Origin of the sequence: Lentzea flava (assembly GCF_014648475.1) — a bacterium.
In the GTDB taxonomy this organism is placed as follows: domain Bacteria; phylum Actinomycetota; class Actinomycetes; order Mycobacteriales; family Pseudonocardiaceae; genus Lentzea; species Lentzea flava.
In genome coordinates, this window is sequence record NZ_BMRE01000054.1 from 1 (window position 1) to 19,462 (window position 19,462).

Consider the following 19,462-nt stretch of genomic DNA (forward strand, 5'->3'; position numbering starts at 1 on the left):
CCAGGGTGTGTCACTTGCTCCGCGACACGAACTGTGTCAACTCAGCTGAGACTGAAGACGTCGAGCCTGGTCAAGACCGCGCCCCGCGAGGACGGTTAGTCAGGGACTGACGCGAGCACGCATCAGGAACGCCACGCCCGCCGCCAGCGTGGTGAGACCGCGCTGGTCGTCCTCGGTCACGGGCAGGCCGCTGCGCTTGCTCAGTTCCGCCGCGTAGGCCTGGAAGTCGATGGAGTCGAGGTCGAGCTCCTCGCGCAGGTCCGCGTCCGGGGTGACGTCGCCGAGCTCCGCGTCCGGCGCGACGGTCAGCAGGGCGGCCTGGATCATGTCGCGGGCTTCGTCGGGTGTCATGGCTCCTCCGGTGTGGTCAGCAGTTTCTCGACGATCTCCAGGTAGCGGGCGCCGGTGTGCCCGTCGGTGGCGCGGTGGTCGGCCGACAGCGTCACGGTGACGACGGGACGCACGCCGAGCAGTCCGTCGACGGCCCAGGGGCGTTCGAGCACCTTGCCGACGCCGACGAGGGCGACCTGGGGCGGGTGGATCACGCCGAAGACGGACTCGACGCCCCGGTCGCCGAGGTTGGTGACCGTGATGGTCGCCTCGGTCAGTTCGCTGCCGCGCAGCCGTCCACCGCGGGCGCGGGTGACGAGGTCGCGCACCCGGTCCATCATCTCGACCGGCCCGAGGCTGGTGGCGTCCGCGATCACCGGGACGATCAGCCCGCCACCGCGCAGCGACACGGCCATCCCGAGGCGCACGCCGTCGCCGGGCTCGAACCCGTCGCTGTTCCAGAACCCGTTGAGCTGCGGCACTTTCTCCGCCGCTCGCGCGCACGCTCGCAGCACCAGGGCGACCGGCAGGACACGGCGTTCGACCGGCAGGTCGCGGTTCAGCTCGGCCAGCCGCGCCATCGCGGTGGTCATGTCGATCGTGGTGCTCAGGTAGTAGTGCGGGATCTCGCGCTTCGACCGCGCCATCAGCTTCGCGGTGGCCAGCCGCGTGGTCGCGGCTCGATCGACGACGGGCGTGGCCGGTTTCTCGGCCTGCGGTGCGGGTTTCACCGCACGGACGTCGGCCGCGCGAACGACGCCGTCGCGCGTCGAGACATGGGTGAGGTCGACACCGAGCTCCTTCGCGAGACGCCGTGCGTAGGGCGTCACCGCGGCGCGCGCGGGCCGCGGGGCCACAGGTCGTGGCCGAGCGTCGCGTTGCACGTCGGCTCGGGTGATCGCGCCGCTTCTGCCGGTGTCGTGCACGGTCGTCAGATCGACCCCGAGCTCCGCGGCCAGTTTGCGCACCATCGGCCCGACGACGGGAGGCCGCGGTTTCGGTGTCGGCGCGGGTGCCGCCGGGACGGGAGCGGGCGCTCCCTGCTTCTGCTCCGGCACGGGCTTGGGCTGCGCGCCGTCCGCGGTCCCGATGGTGGCGAGCGGCGTGCCGACCGGCACCGTCTTTCCCTCCGGCACCAGGATGTCCTCGATCACGCCGCTGTCGAAGCACTCGACGTCGACCGCCGATTTCGCGGTGTCCACGACCGCGACGACGTCGCCTCGCGCGACGGTGTCCCCCGGCTTCACCAGCCACTCGATCACCGTGCCCTCGTCCATGTCCGCACCGAGCGAGGGCATCCTGAACTCAGCCACCGCGCACCACCTCACGCGCCGCGGCGGCGATCGACCCCGGTTGCGGCAGTGCCGCTTCCTCCAGGTGCTTGGCGTACGGGATCGGCACCTCCGCGCTGCACACCCTCCGCACCGGGGCATCGAGGTCGTACAGCGCCTCTTCGGCGATGCGCGCGGCGATCTCGGCCGACAGGCTCCCGCTGCGCCATCCCTCGTCGACGACCACGGCATGGTGCGTGCGCCGTACGGAGTCGAGGAACGTGTCCGCGTCCAGCGGGCGCAGCGTGCGCAGGTCGATCACCTCGGCGTCGATGCCCTCGGCGGCGAGGTCGTCGGCCGCCGCGAGGGTCTTGGCGAGGCTGCCGCCGTAGGTGATGAGCGTGACGTCCTTGCCGGGCCTGCGCACCGCGGCGCGGGTGATGTCGACCGGGCCGGCGTCGTCGGCCAGCTCACCGGACAGGTTGTAGAGGGCGTTGTGCTCGAAGATCAGCACCGGGTCGGGGTCGCACAGCGCGGGCCACAGCATGCCGCGCGCGTCCTCCAGCGTCGCGGGCGCCAGCACCCGCAGGCCGGGGATGTGCGCGTACCAGCCCTCCAGGCTGTGCGAGTGCTGTGCGGCGAGCTGCCGCCCGGCACCCGTGGTCATCCTGATCACGAGAGGCACCGGGAACTGGCCGCCGGACATGTGCAGCAGCGTGGCGGCGTTGTTGAGGATCTGGTCGAGCGCGAGCAGGCTGAAGTTGACCGTCATGATCTCGACGATCGGCCGCATGCCGTTCAGTGCCGCGCCGATTCCCGCGCCCACGAACGCCGACTCCGACAGCGGGGTGTCGCGGATCCGCTCCTGGCCGAACTCCTCCAGCAACCCGAGGCTGACCGCGTAGCAGCCGCCGTAGCTGCCGACGTCCTCGCCCATCAGGAACACGCGGTCGTCGCGGTTCATCGCGTCGCGGATCGCCTCCCGCAGGGCCTCGCGGTAGGTGGTTTTCACGTGGTCACCTCCGAGGTGACGAACCGGGTGAGGTCCGCGACCGGCTCGAGATCCGCGGCGTCGGCGGTGGCCACGGCCTGGTCGATCTCCACCGACACCTCCGACTCCAGCGCCGCCCGGTCGTCGTCGGTGAACTCCGGCCGCATCACCTCGACGAGCCGGTCGATCGGGTCGAGATGGCGCCACTGGGTCACCTCCGCCTTGTCCCGGTAGCGCTCCGGGTCGTACATCGAGTGCGCGCGGAACCGGTACGTGCGCAGCTCCAGCAGGCAAGGGCCGCCGCCGGCCCGGATCGACTCGGTGGCGCGGCGGGCCGACTCCTTCACGGCGAGCACGTCCATGCCGTCCACCGACCAGGCCGCCAGTCCGTACGACGAAGCGCGCAGCGCGAGGTCACCGGCGGCGTGCTCCTTGGCGAACGCCGTGCCCATCGCGTACAGGTTGTTCTCGCAGCAGAACAACACCGGCAGCCGCCACAGCGCGGCGAGGTTCAGCACCTCGTGGAACTCGCCTTCCGCGGCCGCGCCCTCACCGAAGAAGCACGCCACGACACGGGGTTCGCCCCGCAACACGTGCGCCAGCGCGAGTCCCGCCGCGACGGGCAGCCCGCCGCCGACGATCGCGTTGCCGCCGAAGAACCGGTGGGTCGCGTCGAACAGGTGCATCGAACCGCCCCGTCCCCGGCTGCACCCTGTCGCCTTGCCGAACATCTCGGCCATCACGGCGTCCATGGGCACCCCGCGGGCGAGCGCGTGCCCGTGGTCGCGGTAGGTGGACACGACCGCGTCCTGCGGGTCCAGTTCGGACAGGACACCGGCCGCCACGGCCTCCTCGCCCACGTACAGGTGCAGGAAGCCGCGGATCTGACCGGAGCTGTACAGCTCGGCGCACCGCTCCTCGAACCGCCGGATGCGCACCATCTCGCGCAGCAGGTCCAGATGCTCTTTCACCGTCCCACCTCCAGCGTGGACGTGTCGCCTTCCGGCAGTCCCAGTTCGCGTGCCTTCAGCAGCCTGCGCATGACCTTGCCGCTGCGGGTGTGCGGCAGGTGCTGGTCGAACGCGATCTCCTTGGGCGCCACCGCACCCAGCCGCCTGCGGCCGAACGCGGTCAGCTCGGAGCGCAGATCCTCTGTCGGTTCGTGACCGGGGCGCAGCGTGACGAACGCCTTCACGACCTCGCCGACGACCTCGTCCGGTTTGCCGATCACTCCCGCCTCGGCGACCGCCGGATGTTCCATCAGCGCGCTCTCCACCTCGAACGGCCCGACCAGGTGACCTGCCGACTTGATCACGTCGTCGGCACGGCCGACGAACCAGTAGTAGCCCTCCGCGTCGCGCCGAGCGAGATCACCACTGAGGTACCAGCCGTCCACAAAGGACTTGGCGTAGCGCGCCTCGTCGTGCAGATAACCGCGGAACATCGACGGCCAGCCCGGCCGCAACGCGAGCTCACCGACCGCCTCCGGATCGGTGACCTCGACGAGACGGCCGTTCTCGGTGGCGACGATCCCTGCCTCGACGCCGGGCATCGGCCGGCCCATCGAACCGGGCAGGACGTCCTCCGCGGCGTAGTTGCTGATCATGATGGCGCCGGTCTCCGTCTGCCACCAGTTGTCGTGCACCGGCAGGCCGAGCGCTTCCTGGCCCCACACCACGACTTCCGGGTTCAGCGGCTCACCGACGCTGGCGACGAACCGCAACGCCGACAGGTCGTACCGCTTGGCCAGCTCCGCACCTGACCGCATCAGCATGCGCAGCGCGGTCGGCGCCGTGTACCAGACCGTGACGTGTTCGTCCTGCAACACCTCGTACCAACCGTGCGCGTCGAAGTCCGACGCGTCCACGACCATCGTCACACCGTGCGTGAGCGGCGCGATGATGCCGTACGACGTTCCCGTCACCCAGCCTGGATCGGCTGTGCACCAATACACGTCGTCGGTGTGCAGGTCGAGCGCGTACGCGGCCGTGACGTGGTGTGCCAGCACGGCGCCGTGCACGTGCACCGCGCCTTTGGGCTTTCCCGTGGTGCCACTGGTGAAATGCAGCAGCGCCATGTCGTCCGGTGATGTCGGCGGAATCGTGAACTCGTCATCAGCCGTTGCCATCGCCTCGGAGAAAGACCGCGTGCCGGGCAGCGCGTCACCGATCACCAGCACGTGTTCCAGCGCCGGCAACGACTCCCGCAGCTGCTCGACCCGTTTCCGGTACAACTGTGGCGTCGTGACCAGCACCCGCACGTCGCCCAGACGCAGGCGTTCCCGCACCGGCTCCGGACCGAACGCGGAGAACAACGGCGCGTACACGCTCGTGTTCTTCACCGTGCCGATCGCCGTGACATACAGCTCCGGCACCCGGCCGAGCAGCGTCGCCACCCGATCACCCTTGCCGACCCCCAGTGACCGCAACACGTTCGCAAATCTGTTGGTGGCCCGCCTGAGTTCGTCGTAGGTCAGCTCCGCGGTGTGCCCTGCGCGATCCCGGCAGCGCAACGCGACCTTGTCCCGCAACGGACCGGCCGCGTGCCGATCCACCGCCTCGAACGCCATGTTGAGCCCGCCACCGGGCAACCCGGTGAGCTGCCGCCGCGCGCTCTCCCAGCTGAAGTCCGCGCGCGTTCGCTCGTAGTCCAGCAGGTTCGGCGTGACAGTCCCGGCGGGACGTTTCCTGATCGGATCCCAACCCATACCTCCAGGCTGGAGCGGCACGGGTCAGGGCAGCAGGGACGAAGGTCCTCGGTGTGCCTGACATCGGTCCGCGGAACCCCGCACCCGCGTCCGGCGGTCCCGGCGAGACAGGGACGTACGACCCACTCCACGCGCGATCACCCGAACCACCATGACCACCGCAGGTGTTGCCGCCGAGCCAGCCGAATCGGCGGGCTTGCTCAGCGACAGGAGCCTGCGTCGGTACCGTTCCCCTCGGCGCAGCAATCAAGGCTCTCGTGCTCCGGCTCGCGTCCGAGAATCCAGTGTGGGGACATCGACGGATCCAAGGTGAGCTGGCCCGGCGCGGCCACCCCATCTCATCTGAGCGGCCCACGAACCAGGCAAACGGTCGATCTGGGCGGGATTGGCCCCTTGGGCAGCCACCCGAGCACTCGCCACACTCGATCCGCACGGGAACACCCGCCCGGGCACTGAGGCATTGACACGATCGCGACCGCCTCGTCTCCTGCTCGCAATGGCGAGATCCTTCCCACCGCCGACACCCGGAGTGCGTAGCTGTGGCCTGCGCGCGACGGGAAGGTGTTCCGCGAGGTACGAAGGTCGACCGCGACGCGATGTCCAGATTCGTGCAACACCCAGATCACGAGCAGCGTGCACTCAGCGACGTCACAGGTCACATGGTGGGCACGCGCAACGTCGAAAGCCCTCAGCCGAGTGTTTCGGTACCGGCCAGGTCTTCCGCGACCTCCTTCGCCCACGTAGCTGTCGCCCCCAGTGACGGAGCTCGCCGAACCGGGCACCCATCGCGCGCAACACCCGTGTACGACCTTGCCGAAAGCCTCGGCCGCTCGAACGCATCCCTCTTGTGGCGGGGGTTGATTCCCAAATGGTGAGCACGATGATGAGAACAGCGGCCGCACTGACCACGGACAGCTCGACGCCGGAGCCCGACTATCGGCCAACCACGAGGCCAACGCGGAGACAATGCGGTTGGCCGAGTCGTTTTTCGGCACCGTCAAGGCCGAGCTGTTACACCGGCATACCTGGTCCACCAGGGCCAAATCGCACGTGATCTTCGAATACATCGAGAACCGGTACAACATGCGCCGCAGACGCTCGACCGGCCGAGCCCAGCCCCGCCCGACTACGCGGCTAACTGCGATTCCTCGTGCCTCAGGGCCCTTGTCGACGACGCCCTGCCGAACAGGGCAAGGCCGGATTGAGCGGAATCGATCTCGGTTCTGTGCAGCAATCGGCAGACGCTCCAGTTGTTCTGGAAGAAATGTTGCACACAAGACTTGATGGCCCCTCCCGCAGCGCTCAGCCGCTTGTAACGTGGCGACTATCCCGGAAAGCGCGGTCACTCGAATCGTCAACGTGGCCGTGGGGTCACGAACAATTCGTGGCGAAACCGCTCAAAGGAGGCACGAGATGTTCGTGAACCGCGGCACCCTCGGCGGCGATGGCGCGTCGGACACCGAGCAGGCCCTCACCGAGATCCTGACGGACGTCCTGCGCGTCGAACAGGTCGCGGCGGACAGCCACTTCTTCGACGACCTCGGCGCCGACTCGATGGTGATGGCCCAATTCTGCGCGAGGGTGAGGAAACGACCGAACCTGCCGTCGATTTCCATCAAGGACACGTACCAGCACCCGACGATCGGGAGTCTCACCGGCGCGCTCGCGCTGCGGAGCCGTACCTGCGTCGAACAGGTGGCGGCGCCGGTGCAGGCGGCCCCGCGGGTCGGCACGCCTCAGTACGTCTTCTGCGGAATCCTGCAGGTCCTGATCCTCCTCGGGTACGTGAGCCTCGCCGCGTTCGCCATCGAGCACGGCATCGAGTGGGTTGTCGCCGGGGCGACCCCGCTCGACGTCTATCTGCGCACGGTGCTGGCCGGCGGGGCGGGACTGCTCGGCGTGTGCGCACTCCCGGTCGTGGCGAAGTGGCTGCTGATCGGGCGGTGGCGGCCCCAGCGGATCCGCATCTGGAGCCTCTCCTACGTCCGCTTCTGGATGGTCAAAACGCTCGTCACGCTGAGCCCGCTGGTCCTGTTCGCCGGTTCGCCGCTCTACGTGTGCTACCTGAGGGCACTCGGAGCGAGGATCGGACGCGGCGTCGTGGTCTTCTCGCGGCATGCACCTGTGTGCACCGATCTGCTCACCGTCGGCGACGGCACGGTCGTCCGCAAGGACGCGTTTCTCACCTGCTACCGAGCCTGCGCCGGGTGGATCGAGACCGGTCCGGTCACCCTTGGACGGGACACGTTCGTCGGCGAGAAGTCGGTGCTCGACATCGGGACTTCGCTCGGCGACTCGGCCCAGCTCGGCCACAGCTCCTCGCTGCACGCGGGTCAGACCGTGCCCGGCGGCGAGCGCTGGCACGGGTCCCCGGCGCAACCGGGCGCGGCGGACTACCGGGGAATCGGACCGGCCCGCTGCGGTACCGGCAGAAGGGCCATCTACACCGTCCTGCAGCTGGCGAGCCTGCTGCTGGCCTACATTCCTCTGACCTACGGCGGCGTTGAACTGTTGCTCGCCGCGTTCCCGCAGGTCACCGTTTTCGCCGGCCCGCAGACCGCGGCCTTCACGAGTTGGACCTTCTACGGCATCGCGCTGGTGACCTCACTCGTGCTGTTCTTCGGCTCCATGCTGGTCGGGTTCATCGTCGTGGTGACCGTCCCGCAGGTGCTCAACCGTTTCGTCAAGCCGGGCGAGGTCTATCCGCTGTACGGGATCCGCTACGCCGCCCAACGGGCGATCACGCGCCTGACCAACAGGAAGTTCTTCGTCGAGCTGCTCGGCGACAGCTCCTACGTCGTGGGATATCTGCGTGGCCTGGGGTATCGGCTGGCTCCGGTCGTGCAGACCGGCGCGAACTTCGGCAAGCAGGTGAAGCACGACACCCCGTACCTTGTCTCCGTCGGCAGTGGCACGGTGATCGCCGACGGGTTGTCGATCGCCAACGCCGAGTTCTCCAGCACTTCGTTCCGGGTGACGCGGGCCGCAATCGGGCCACGCAGCTTCCTCGGCAACGACATCGTGTACCCCTCACAGGCCAGGATCGGCGACAACTGCCTGCTCGCCACCAAGGTCCTCGTGCCGATCGACGGAAAGATCCGGGAGGGCGTCGGGCTGCTGGGCTCACCCAGCTTCGAGATCCCGCGCACGGTCGAGCGGGACAGCAGGTTCCATCACATGGCAACAGGCGACGAACAGCCGGCCCGGCTGGCTGCCAAGAACAAGCACAACGCCCGCACCATCGGATGGCTCCTGCTGTCACGGTGGTGCTACGCGTTCGCGCTCACGATGCTCGGTTTCTGGGTCTCGGATCTGTACGACTCGTGGGGAGCGATGGCGATCGCGCTGTTCTCTGTCCTGTCCCTGCTGTTCGGTGTCGTGTACTTCGCGTTCGTCGAACGTGCTGCCACGGCATTCCGGGGCACGCGGCCGACGTCCTGCTCGCTCTACGAGCCCGACTGCTGGCGGCGAGAGCGCTTCCTCAAGCTCACCGGGCACATGCACAGGGTTCTCGACGGCACCCCGCTCAAGGGTGTGGCCTGGCGGCTTCTGGGTGTCCGGCTCGGCCGGCGGCTCTTCGACGACGGCTGCACCTTGGCGGAGAAGGACATGGTGACGATCGGCGACGACTGCACCCTCAATGCGGGGAGCTCGATCCAGTGCCACTCGCTGGAGGACTTCGCCCTCAAGTCCGACCGGATCACGATCGGATCCGGCTGCACGGTCGGAATCGGGGCCCTCGTCCACTACGGCGTGACGATGGGTGACGGCGCGGTGCTGGCGCCGGATTCCTTCCTGATGAAGGGCGAGGAAATGCCGCCGAACGCATGGTGGGGCGGCAACCCGGCCAGGGAAATGCAGGATGGCACCGCCGGCGCCACCGTGATCACGTCCGCAGCTCGCTGATCGGCACGTCAACGAATCAGCGGGCGAACGGGGAGGAGAGCTCTGTGGAAACACCAGCGCACGCGAGCCGGGACTTCTGGCGGGACAAGCTCCTCGGCGGCGGATTCACCGAGATTCCACGGTGGACACTCGATCAGGTCGAGGCGGTGGCCGAACACGAGGAGCTGATCCCCGACGACCATCTCGCGGCAGTGCGGCGGCTGGCGGACGCGCTGGAGGTACCACTCAGCTCGGTACTGCTGGCGGCACACGCCAAGGTGCTGGCCGCGCTGACCGGGGAGCGCGAAGTCGTGACCGGGTACGTGGCCGTGGCGGGCGAGCCGCCGTTGCCCTGCAGGCTGAGCACCGAACCGGATTCGTGGCGGGATCTGATCTCGCACACCCGTCGAGCCGAGTCGGAACTGCTGGCATACAAGGATTTCCCGGTCGATGACCTGCGGCACGAGCTGGGGCTGACGGAACCGCTGTTCGAGACCGTCGCCGATCTGACGGGTGCCGGCCGCGACCCGGTACCGGACGGGAACACCGTGCTGTCGCTGGGAATCTCCTGGCGCGGTGGCCAGCTCGTGCTGCGGCTGCGGTATCGAGCCTGCGCGATCGACGCGCACCACGCCGGCCGGATCGGCGGTTACCACCGCACCGCGCTCGCACTGATTGCGGCCGACCCGGATGCCGAGCACGGCAGGCAGAGCTTGCTGTCAGGCGAGGAGCTCCGCTTCCAGCTCGACCAGCTCGCCGGTGCCCGCCGGGAGCTGCCGGACCAGCGGATCCACGAACTCTTCGAACAGCGGGTGGAGGCACACCCGAACGCCGTCGCGGCCGTGCACCGTGGCCGGGAATGGACGTACCGGGAGCTCAACGCGCGCGCCAACCGGTTGGGACGAGCTCTCCTGGCACGCGGCTTGCGCCAGGAAGACGTTGTCGCGGTGGTGATGGAACGCGACCTGGACTGGATGGCCTCCGTCCTCGCGATCTTCAAGGCCGGTGGTGCGTACCTGCCGCTGGAGCCGCACTTCCCGGCCGGCCGCATCGCGACCGCCTTGTCCCGCGCCGAATGCACGCTCGTGCTGACCGAACGCGGCAGTACCACCACGCTCGAGCGCGCCCTTGACTCGCTGCCCGGAGTCCGGAAGCTCCTCGTGGACGCCGCCTACGCCGAAGACCACGCCGACGGGAATCTTGGTGTCGACGTCGCGCCGAATGACCTCGCCTACGTCCTTTTCACCTCCGGTTCCACCGGCGAACCCAAGGGCGTGATGTGCGAGCACGCGGGCATGCTCAACCACATCTACGCCAAGATCGCCGACCTGGAGATCCGCGAGGGCGAGGTGATCCCCCAGACCGGACCCCAATGCTTCGACATCTCCATCTGGCAGCTGGTCGCCGCGCTACTGGTCGGCGGGCGCACCGTGCTGGTCGAGCAGGAAGTGATCATGGACATCGAGCGGCTGGTCGACACCGTGGTCGACAGCCAGTGCGGTGTCCTCCAACTCGTGCCTTCATACCTCGACCTCGTCCTGTCCTTTTTGGAGCGACACCCTCGCGACCTGCCACATCTGCACACCGTGTCACCCACCGGCGACTTCCTGAAGAAAGAGCTCGTCCAGCGCTGGTTCGCGGCCCAGCCCACGATCAAACTGGTCAACACGTACGGGCTCACCGAAACGTCGGACGACGCCGTGCACGAGATCATGGACCGGGTCCCGGACGCCGACCGGGTCCCGCTCGGACGCCCCATCACCAACGTGACCGTCTACGTCCTCGACGAGAACCTGTCCCCGGTGCCGCTGGGCGCGCCCGGCGTGATCGCCTTCTCCGGGATCTGCGTCGGTCGCGGCTACATCAACGACGCCGAACGCACTCGCCAGGTCTTCATGGCCGATCCGCACCGTCCTGACCGCCGGCTCTGCCGGACCGGGGACTACGGTCGCTGGCGGCCGGACGGCAAGCTGGAGTTCCTCGGCCGCCGGGACGACCAGGTCAAAATCCGGGGCTTCCGGGTCGAGATCAGTGAGATCGAGAACGCCCTGCTGCGGGTGCCCGGTCTCCAGGACGGCGCGGTGGTGGTCGCCGGCGACGCCGATCGGGGCAAGCGCCTCGTGGCCTTCTACTCGGGCGTGCGACCGCTCGACTCCGCCGTCGTGCGGGACCGGTTGGGCGAGTCGCTGCCCGAGTACATGGTCCCGGCTGCCTTCCACTGGCAGGAGAGGCTGCCGCTGACCGCCAACGGCAAGATCGACAGGAGGACGCTGACCGCGCTCGCCGGGGAACTCGGCGTCATCGAGGACGGCTTCCAGCCACCGAGCACGCTGACCGAGCGGCGCCTGGCAGCCGCGTGGTCCACCGTGCTCGGCATTCCCGGGGACCAGATCGACCGGCGGGACCACTTCTTCGACCGCGGAGGCACCTCGCTGTCGGCGGTGACGCTGGCGATCACCCTGGACCGTGCGGTGTCCGTCACCGACATCACCCGTCACGCGGTCCTCGCCGACCTCGCCCACGTCCTCGACCGCGGATCCGGGCAGGACGTCGCCACGTCACCGGCCCGCACTTCCAGCAGCAACTGAAAGGAACCCGAGATGCCATGCTCATCCCCGCCGCCGCCCGGTGTGGAGCTGTGTCCCGGCAAACCTCCGATACTGCGGGTCGAGCCCACAGGCGACGCGCCGAGCTGGGCGGCCGAGCACTCCGAGGCGCTGCGGGCTGTCGTCGCGGAGCACGGTGCGGCCCTGGTCCGCGGCCTCGGACTGCAGCACGCGGCCGAAGTACGTGCGGTGTTCGAGCGGCTGGCCACCTGGCTGATGGTCGAGAAGGAGGCCTTCGCGCCCCGGCGCGTCTACTCCGGCGGCGTCTACTCGACGTCGAAGTGGCCTGCCAACCAACAGATGTGCATGCACCATGAACTGAGTTACCGGCTCGAGTTCCCCGGCCTGATGCTGTTCGCGTGCCTCGACGCGCCCACCAGGGGCAGTGCGACCGTGCTGGCCGACTCACAGGTCGTTCTCGATGCGCTGCCGGCCGAGTTGACCGAGCGGTTCGAGCGGGAAGGCTGGCTGCTCACCCGCACCTACAACGACGAGATCGGGGCGTCCCTGGCCGAAGCGTTCGGTACCGAGAACCGCCGTGCCATCGAGAACTACTGCCGAGCCAACGCCATCGAGTTCGAGTGGCGTCCCGGCCGCGGACTGCGCACCAGGCAACGCCGTAGCGCCGTGGTCCGCCACCCGGACACCGGCCGGCGCTGCTGGTTCAATCAGATCGCGTTCCTCAACGAGTGGACGATGGCGCCCGAGGTACGGGAGTACCTGGTGGAGGTCTACGGCGCCGATGCGCTGCCGTTCAACACCAGTTTCGGCAACGGTGACCCCATCGGCGAGGACGTCGTGCAGTTGATCAACAGGGTTTACGAGGACAACACCGCACGCGAGCCGTGGCAGGCCGGCGACCTGATGCTCGTCGACAACATCCGCACCGCGCACGGCCGGGATCCTTTCGAGGGACCACGTGAAGTGCTCGTCGCGATGGCCGACACCGTGTCCCTGTCCGACTGCTCACCGACCATCCAGGTGATCGCCGGATGACCACGATCCGTTCCACCGCAACGAGGTCCGCGATGCCAGAACCAAGCCCCACGTCGTCGACCACCGTGCCGCCGTTCGCAGTGATCTCCGGTGTGCAGGTGCAGCGCGCGCTGCAGAAGCGCGAGAACTCGATCGTGCAGCTGGTCGAGGCCACCTACCGCCAGCACAGCGCCGGTGATTCGGTGAACCCGCCGTCCTACTTCCTGCGTTTTCCAGGTCGTCCTCTCGCCCGGATCATCGCGCTGCCCGCAGCGATCGGTGGGCAGGTGCGGGTGGCCGGCCTGAAGTGGATCTCCAGTTTCCCGGAGAACGTGGCGGCCGGTATCCCGAGGGCTTCAGCAGTGCTGATCCTCAACGACCCCGACACCGGCTATCCCTTCGCCTGCTTGGAAAGCTCGATCATCAGCGCCACGAGAACGGCCGCGATGGCGGCGTCGGCGGCCGACTGGCTGTCCCGCGGCCGGCTGCGCCCGAAGCGCGTCGGGTTCTTCGGCGCGGGCCTCATCGCCCGCTACATCCACACGTTCCTGGCTGGCACCGGTTGGTCGTTCGACGAGATCGGGGTACACGACCTGAACGCCGACAGCGCCGCCGGCTTCCGCGGATATCTGGAGCAGTCCGGCGCCGTCGGCCCGATCACCGTGCACGACAGCGCCGAACAGCTGATCCGTTCCAGCGACCTCGTGGTCTTCGCCACCGTCGCCGGCGAGCCGCATGTCAGCGACGTGACGTGGTTCGCGCACAATCCGTTGGTGCTGCACGTGTCGCTGCGTGACCTCACTCCGGAGATCGTGCTCGCCTCGACCAACATCGTCGACGACATCGAGCACTGCCTGAAGGCCGACACCTCGCCGCATCTGGCCGAACAGCTCGCCGGTGACCGTGACTTCGTGCACGGCACGCTGGCCGACGTGATGGCTGGGCGAGTGGGCGTTCCATCGAACCGGCCGGTGGTGTTCTCACCGTTCGGACTCGGAGTGCTCGACCTCGCGGTGGGCAAGTACGTCTACGACGAGGTGGTCCGCTCCGGCGAGTTGCACGTCATCGACGGCTTCTTCCACGAGCTGCGCCGGTACGGGTGAGCGGCCGAGTCACCGCCGCACAACAGAAGGGGGTAGCAGTGCACGTCATCTCCGCTCCGCAGGACTTCAACGCCGAGGAACTCTACGTCGACCTCTGGCCGATCATCGGGCACTCGCTCTACCTGAAGTGTGAGGGGTTCAACTTCGCCGGCTCGATCAAGCTGAAGGCCGCGGCGGAAATGGTGGCGGCCGCCGAACAGGACGGAGTCCTGACGCCGGGATCGATCATGGTCGAGTCATCGTCCGGGAACCTGGGCGTGGCATTGAGCATGATCGCGGCGAGCAAGGGCTACCGGCTGCTCTGCGTGACCGACACCCGCTGCAACCTGTCGACCAGAAGGCAGATGGAGGCGTTCGGGAGCCAAGTGCACGTCATCGTCGAGCCGGATGCCCAAGGTGGCTTTCTCGGCGCACGGATCGCACACGTCCATTCGCTGTGCGCCTCCGACAACCGGTACGTGTGGCTGAACCAGTACACCAACCCGAGCAACTGGAAGGCGCACTACCACCGGACAGCACCAGCCATCGCGGCCGCGTTCCCGCGCCTGGACGTGCTGTTCGTCGGGGTGGGAACCACCGGGACCCTCATGGGCTGCGCACGATACTTCTGGGAACGGTGCCGCCGTGTGCGGGTCGTCGCGGTGGACAGCGTCGGCTCGGTGGCCTTCGGCGGTGCGTCGGCTCCCCGGATGATTCCCGGTCTGGGTACGAGCATCCGCCCACCACTGCTGGACGAGTCCTATGTGGACGAAGTGGTGCACGTTGCCGAGGCGGACACCGTCCGCGCCTGCCATCGGCTGGCCAGAAGCGGATTCCTGTTCGGCGGATCGACCGGCACGGTGGTCAGTGGCGCCATGAACTGGCTGGCCCAGCACGACGAACGCCAACTCACCGCGGTCGCGATCGCACCAGACCTCGGCGAACGCTATCTCGACACCATCTACCAAACCAACTGGCTGCAGGGCGTCTACGGCGAAGACGTGCTCAGCTCCGGCGAACTGACCGCGGGTTCCCGATCGGCCTGAGACATGGGGGCAGAGCATGGGCAGCGTGACCGGATCGGTCGACCTCGCGGGGTGCGAGCGGCTGCAGTACGACTACGGTCCTGATCGGATGCCGAAGAACCGGCCGGTCCTGTTCACCATGTGGCGTTACCGGGAGTTGCTGCCGATCCCCGACGGCCCGGTGCGGTATCCGGTCCCGATCGGCGGCACACCGCTGCTCCACGCGCCCGCGCTGAGGCATGCGCTGAGAACACCGCACCTGTGGCTGAAAGACGAGACGCGCAACCCGAGTGCGTCCAACAAGGACCGCGCCACCGCACTCGTGATCGAAGACGGGCTGCGGCACGGACTGAGGACGATCACGACCGCCTCCACCGGCAATGCGGCCGTGTCCACCGCCTTCGGCGCCGCGGCGGCCGGGATGCGGGCCGTCATCTTCGTGTCCACCGACTGCTCGCCGGAGAAACTCGCCCTCATGACACAGGCGGGAGCGTGGGTCTTCCAGGCGCGCGGGGGCTACGCAGCAGCAGTCGACCTCTCCCGGACCGCCGCTCGCACGTTCGGCTGGCTCGACCGCAACACCGGTGTCAACCCCGTCACCATCGAGGCGAAGAAGACGGTGGCGTTCGAGGTGTGGGAACAACTCGGCCGCCGGCTCCCGGACGTGGTGATCGTCCCGGTCGGTGATGGTCCGACCCTGGTCGCGCTCGAGAAGGGTTTCGCCGAACTCGTCAGCTGTGGCCTCACCACGCGGCAACCACGCCTGATCGGCGTACAGGCCGATCGCTGCCAGCCACTGGTTCGAGCCTGGCTCGGCGAACCCGTCCGACCGGCTGAGCTGGATCCCGCCGCCACCCTCGCCGGCGGAATCGCGGTGGTGCGCCCGGCCATCGGTGACGCCGTGCTGGACGCGGTACGCCGGACCGGCGGAGGAATGGTCCCGGTCACCGATGACGCGATGCTGAGTGCGGCCGCCGCTTTGGCAGGGCGAGCCGGCGTGGGCGCCGAGCCCGCCGGCGCGGCAGCCCTGGCAGGGCTGGAAGCCGCGGTCGAACGGGGACTGGCGGATCGGTCGGAAACCTTGGCTCTCCTGGTCACCGGGCGGGAGCTGAAAGCAAGCGACGCCACGTACGACCCGCGCCGGGTAACCGTCGCCGAGTCACTCGACGACGTCGAGCGCGCACTGTCGAGCCGACGGGGGACGACTTCAGGCTTCAGCTGCTCAGCCTGATCATCGATCGCAAGCCCAGCGACACAACCGCCGATGTCTCGTTGCTACTCGAGGTCCTGGGGAGTCGGGCTTGGAACGGCCGCTGGTGGTGGACTACGTGCGCCCGCAGAACTCCCGCCCGGAGGGTGTGGCGTTCGTCTTCGACGGTGGTGTCCTGGACGAGACCGACCTGGTGGGCATGGTGTTTCCCGACGGCGAGATCCTCTCCGCCGGGTTCCACACCCTCGCCGAAGTCCGCGGCAAGGTGAAGCCGCTGCTGGCTGACCGCCTGGCCGCGGCGCTGCAGGCTGCAGAGCAGGGCGCGACCGCGTTGTGCGAGCAGGGACAGCGCATCGCCTGATCTGAGCGCGCCGTCCGTGTCGCATCGGTTACGCGGTCATCGGGACGGACTCCAGCCGACTCCGTGGCACAGGAAGCGTGGCGTTCTCGCGGGCGGTGTGGTCTTTGCCGGCCGTCCGGTACAGGCTGTCGTGGGTGGCATCGGCGTAGAGCAAGCCACTCAGGTCGCGGCGGGTCTTCGCGGTCTGACAATCGGAGCTTCCCGAGAACGGGAAGCGTGCGCTGAAGGCCATCGAGGAGCAGCTCGCTCAGGAGGATCCAGCGTTCGCCGCGCGGCTGGCCAGACGACCGCGTCCGTACCGTCGGCTGCCGGGCCGGGTGTTGTTCGCCGGTCTGCTCCTCCTCACCTACACAGCGGGCCTGACTCTGCTGGTCGGCGGTGTCGCTCTGGCTTCCTTCGCGCTGATCGTGCTCGAGATCGGCGTGACCGCGGTCTTTCCGGTTCTCGTCACGTTTCGCGCATGGCAGAGGATGCGACGCCGATCAGACGACGACTGAACAGGCGAGTCAGGTCAGCGGTCGTGGTCGGCCTGCCGCCACCACAGCGCCGTTCCCACCACGCCTGCCACACCGGTCAGCACCACCAGGGCAACACCGAGCGCGCCAGGCGGCGGCTGGTCCGGACCGGCGAGGCCGCTGAACAACGCCGGTACCGACCAGGGGAAGTACTGGCCGTAGCCACTTCCTCACCGGGCTGGACTGGACGACATCGTTCCTGATCGGCGCGATCCTCTCCCCCACCGACCCGGTCTTCGCCTCGGCGATCGTCGGCCGCACCGACGTACCCATGCGGTTGCGGCGGCTGCTGAACGTGGAGTCCGGCCTCAACGACGGGCTGGCGCTGCCGTTCGTGCTGATCTTCCTGCCACCGCGGCGAACAGGAACACCGACTTCGGCACCATCGCCATCGAGCTCGTGCTCGGCCTTGCCGTCGGTATCGCGATCCCCGCGGTCATCACCTTGGCCTGGCGGTTGAAGGTGCTCACCGCCGAGCCGCGCCTGCAAGCGCTCGGACCACTGGCGATCGCGGTGATCCTCTACCCCACCTGCCACCTCACCCACGCCAACCCCTACCTCGCCGCGTTCGCCGCCGGGTCCACACTGGCCACATTGGACCGGGTGTCGGCCGAGCACTTCGAACACTTCGGCGACCTGCTGCCGGAAACGACGAAGTTCGCCGCGCTGCTCGTGTTCGGCGAGCTCATCACGCCCGAGCGGATCTCGCACCTGACCGTCGGCGACTGGGTCGTCGCGATCATCGCGATCCTGCTGGTGCGGCCGGCCACCATGATGCTCTCGCTGATCCGCACCCCCTTGCCCGCACGCGAACGCTCCGCCGCCGCGTGGTTCGGCCCCAAGGGATTCGCGTCAGTGGTCTACGGACTGCTCGCCCTGCAGGCAGGGATACCGCAGGGCGAGCACGTCTTCGACCTCGTCGCCATCACCATCGCCCTGTCGATCGTCCTGCACTCCTCCACCGACGTACCGGTGGCCAAGGCGCTGCGGGTGGAACCGCCGGACAACCTGCCCACCGGCCGGCCGGACGCCGAATCGCACCGGGAGCAGCAATGATCGAGTTCTCTCCCGCACTGGTGTTCGCGGTGCTGGCCCTCAGCTGCGCCACGACCAGCAAGGTCGTGCCGAACACCGTGGGCCACACCTCCAGCCGGACCAGCCCCCAGGTCATCAGCCCGAACCCGGCCAGCCCCAGCACCATCAGAATCCGCAGCACGATGAGGTGGTTGGGCGGCACCAGCGACTTGTCCCGCACCCACGCGTGCCCGCCGTAGATCCCGCGGGCCGCTCATCCGCGCGGCTCGACCGGCGGGAACGCCGACGGGTTCACGAACAACCAGACGACCACGACGGCGACAGGCAGCAGGCACCACCAACCGATCCAGTCGCGGCTCCAGATCGCGAGCAGCATCAACGGAATCGCATTACAGGCAAACGGGGGTGGTCGTGGAGGACGTGGAGCAGCGTCTCCTCGCACTCGAGGAACGGGTCGCCGCGTTGGAGGCCGGCCGTACGCTGGTCGATCACCTGCGTGAACGCGTGGGTGACGGGGAGATCAGCTACGCCGGGTCGGTCGGATTCGACGACCGCGAGTACGCGTGGGCCAAGGACCACACGTACGCCGAGGTTGTCGCCGGCGACTGGAATCGCGCGGCCACGACGTTGGAGTCGCTCGGCAGCCCGGCCCGCCTGGCGTTGCTCGGCGAGCTGCTGCGGGCGCCACGCAACCGAGGGCAGCTGCAGGAGGCGCTTGGCGACTCCTCGACCTCCAACAACAATGATCACGGCGGCCGTCTCACGCCTTGCTTAACCGGTGTCGAAAGCCCTCGGGCTACTACGAGTTCTCAGACGCACGCTTCTCTTCACACTTACGCCGATCGGTCGTCGGCGGGGAACCGGCGGGGGTCCTAGGTTGCTGGTGTGGCCGGGCAGGGGGATCCTCACTTACCGCGTTTGTTTGCACCGGGCGTCGCCGTGCTGCTCGGCTACGTCCTGCTGGTTGGCAACCCGTGGTTGAACCGGGATCTCACCATCGCGCTGTCCAGCGCCGACTCGGCCGCTCGCCTCGTCAACGTGATGCTCTCCTATCCGAGTTGGCACGTTGATGTCGACCGCGTCGGCCCGTTCGTGTTCTGGTTCGCGAATCTGCGGACGGTGCTGTTCGTGGCGTTGGCCGTCGCAGGACTGAACAGGGTGTCGCGCTGGGTCAGCGACACCGCGGGCGGTACGGGGCGGTTCGTCACCACGGCCGGAGTGACGACGCTCGGCGCGGTGGTCGCCGGGCTGGCCTCCGCGGCTGCCGCGGTGGCGCTGGTGGACCCGCGATCGGCATTTCCGTACATCCCGCCCGACCGGCCGGAGGAGTTCCTCCTGAGCGAGCTGGGCGTGTCGGCCTCGTTCGGTGTGCTGTTCGGCTTGGTGCTCGGTGGCGTCGTGGCCGGGCAGCGCCGGGCGCCCGCGAGCGAGGAACGTCGTGTCGACGCACCGAAGTCGTTGTGGTGAAA

At 68.4% G+C, this 19,462-nt stretch carries 20 protein-coding genes and 1 pseudogene; 14 read left to right on the forward strand and 7 right to left on the reverse strand.

Features of this window, described 5'->3' with window-relative positions; genetic code table 11:
• Positions 1–99: 99 nt before the first annotated feature.
• Genes IEZ09_RS37905 through acsA form a run of 5 tightly spaced genes read right to left on the reverse strand, consistent with a single transcriptional unit; the run spans position 100 to position 5,299 of the window.
• Positions 100–351, reverse strand: a complete 252-nt coding sequence (locus IEZ09_RS37905; protein ID WP_189258667.1) for a phosphopantetheine-binding protein — start codon at positions 349–351, stop codon at positions 100–102.
• The gene (locus IEZ09_RS37910) at positions 348–1,643 is read right to left on the reverse strand and encodes a dihydrolipoamide acetyltransferase family protein (RefSeq protein WP_189258668.1); all 1,296 of its coding nucleotides are present in this window, start codon (positions 1,641–1,643) and stop codon (positions 348–350) included. Before IEZ09_RS37910 ends, IEZ09_RS37905 begins: the two co-directional genes overlap by 4 nt.
• On the reverse strand, positions 1,636–2,613 hold the full coding sequence (locus IEZ09_RS37915) for an alpha-ketoacid dehydrogenase subunit beta (RefSeq protein ID WP_189258669.1): 978 nt from the start codon (positions 2,611–2,613) through the stop codon (positions 1,636–1,638). Before IEZ09_RS37915 ends, IEZ09_RS37910 begins: the two co-directional genes overlap by 8 nt.
• Entirely contained in the window at positions 2,610–3,563 is a 954-nt protein-coding gene (gene pdhA, locus IEZ09_RS37920) for a pyruvate dehydrogenase (acetyl-transferring) E1 component subunit alpha (protein WP_229813315.1), read from the reverse strand. The genes IEZ09_RS37915 and pdhA overlap by 4 nt, the downstream gene beginning before the upstream one ends.
• Positions 3,560–5,299, reverse strand: coding sequence for an acetate--CoA ligase (gene acsA / locus IEZ09_RS37925; RefSeq protein ID WP_189258670.1), 1,740 nt, complete (start codon positions 5,297–5,299; stop codon positions 3,560–3,562). The genes pdhA and acsA overlap by 4 nt, the downstream gene beginning before the upstream one ends.
• A 966-nt stretch (positions 5,300–6,265) precedes the next feature.
• Between acsA and IEZ09_RS48180 the strand changes: the two genes are divergently transcribed.
• The 9 genes and pseudogenes from IEZ09_RS48180 to IEZ09_RS37970 all read left to right on the forward strand — a co-directional run.
• Positions 6,266–6,583 (forward strand): IS3 family transposase, encoded by a 318-nt coding sequence (locus IEZ09_RS48180; RefSeq protein ID WP_189258671.1) that lies wholly within the window; start codon positions 6,266–6,268, stop codon positions 6,581–6,583.
• A 129-nt stretch (positions 6,584–6,712) separates the two neighbouring features.
• Positions 6,713–9,205, forward strand: a complete 2,493-nt coding sequence (locus IEZ09_RS37935; protein WP_189258672.1) for a Pls/PosA family non-ribosomal peptide synthetase — start codon at positions 6,713–6,715, stop codon at positions 9,203–9,205.
• Between the two features lie 44 nt (positions 9,206–9,249).
• A complete protein-coding gene (locus IEZ09_RS37940; RefSeq protein ID WP_229813316.1) occupies positions 9,250–11,772 on the forward strand; it encodes a non-ribosomal peptide synthetase in 2,523 nt (840 codons plus the stop codon).
• 12 nt (positions 11,773–11,784) lie between these two features.
• Positions 11,785–12,786 (forward strand): TauD/TfdA family dioxygenase, encoded by a 1,002-nt coding sequence (locus IEZ09_RS37945; protein ID WP_189258674.1) that lies wholly within the window; start codon positions 11,785–11,787, stop codon positions 12,784–12,786.
• Positions 12,787–12,818: 32 nt separating this feature from the next.
• Complete coding sequence (sbnB, locus tag IEZ09_RS37950; protein ID WP_229813317.1) at positions 12,819–13,868, forward strand: 2,3-diaminopropionate biosynthesis protein SbnB; 1,050 nt, start codon at positions 12,819–12,821, stop codon at positions 13,866–13,868.
• Between the two features lie 38 nt (positions 13,869–13,906).
• Entirely contained in the window at positions 13,907–14,893 is a 987-nt protein-coding gene (gene sbnA / locus IEZ09_RS37955) for a 2,3-diaminopropionate biosynthesis protein SbnA (RefSeq protein ID WP_189258676.1), read from the forward strand.
• Between the two features lie 25 nt (positions 14,894–14,918).
• Positions 14,919–16,103, forward strand: coding sequence for a threonine synthase (locus IEZ09_RS37960; protein WP_229813318.1), 1,185 nt, complete (start codon positions 14,919–14,921; stop codon positions 16,101–16,103).
• 70 nt (positions 16,104–16,173) lie between these two features.
• Positions 16,174–16,443, forward strand: a complete 270-nt coding sequence (locus IEZ09_RS37965) for an NUDIX hydrolase (protein ID WP_189258678.1) — start codon at positions 16,174–16,176, stop codon at positions 16,441–16,443.
• Between the two features lie 209 nt (positions 16,444–16,652).
• Positions 16,653–16,940 (forward strand): annotated as a pseudogene (locus IEZ09_RS37970) (DUF3040 domain-containing protein); the annotation flags it as partial.
• 14 nt (positions 16,941–16,954) lie between these two features.
• Here IEZ09_RS37970 and IEZ09_RS47565 read toward each other — a convergent pair.
• Positions 16,955–17,086, reverse strand: a complete 132-nt coding sequence (locus IEZ09_RS47565; protein WP_268247675.1) for a hypothetical protein — start codon at positions 17,084–17,086, stop codon at positions 16,955–16,957.
• Between the two features lie 83 nt (positions 17,087–17,169).
• Between IEZ09_RS47565 and IEZ09_RS47570 the strand changes: the two genes are divergently transcribed.
• From IEZ09_RS47570 to IEZ09_RS37980, 3 genes are read left to right on the forward strand one after another with little or no spacing between them, the layout of a single operon-like run.
• The gene (locus IEZ09_RS47570) at positions 17,170–17,418 is read left to right on the forward strand and encodes a cation:proton antiporter domain-containing protein (RefSeq protein WP_253730480.1); all 249 of its coding nucleotides are present in this window, start codon (positions 17,170–17,172) and stop codon (positions 17,416–17,418) included.
• On the forward strand, positions 17,358–18,014 hold the full coding sequence (locus IEZ09_RS37975) for a cation:proton antiporter domain-containing protein (protein ID WP_253730478.1): 657 nt from the start codon (positions 17,358–17,360) through the stop codon (positions 18,012–18,014). The genes IEZ09_RS47570 and IEZ09_RS37975 overlap by 61 nt, the downstream gene beginning before the upstream one ends.
• Entirely contained in the window at positions 18,011–18,232 is a 222-nt protein-coding gene (locus IEZ09_RS37980; RefSeq protein ID WP_189258679.1) for a hypothetical protein, read from the forward strand. Before IEZ09_RS37975 ends, IEZ09_RS37980 begins: the two co-directional genes overlap by 4 nt.
• A 14-nt stretch (positions 18,233–18,246) precedes the next feature.
• On the opposite strand, the gene IEZ09_RS48310 is transcribed toward IEZ09_RS37980, so the two are convergent.
• On the reverse strand, positions 18,247–18,369 hold the full coding sequence (locus IEZ09_RS48310; protein ID WP_268247676.1) for a DUF6653 family protein: 123 nt from the start codon (positions 18,367–18,369) through the stop codon (positions 18,247–18,249).
• Between the two features lie 44 nt (positions 18,370–18,413).
• On the opposite strand from IEZ09_RS48310, the gene IEZ09_RS37985 reads away from it, so the two are divergent.
• Positions 18,414–18,869 carry a hypothetical protein gene (locus tag IEZ09_RS37985; RefSeq protein WP_189258680.1) on the forward strand — a complete coding sequence of 152 codons (456 nt, stop codon included), beginning with the start codon at positions 18,414–18,416 and terminating at the stop codon, positions 18,867–18,869.
• Positions 18,870–18,911: 42 nt separating this feature from the next.
• Positions 18,912–19,460 carry a hypothetical protein gene (locus tag IEZ09_RS37990; RefSeq protein ID WP_189258681.1) on the forward strand — a complete coding sequence of 183 codons (549 nt, stop codon included), beginning with the start codon at positions 18,912–18,914 and terminating at the stop codon, positions 19,458–19,460.
• Positions 19,461–19,462: the final 2 nt, after the last annotated feature.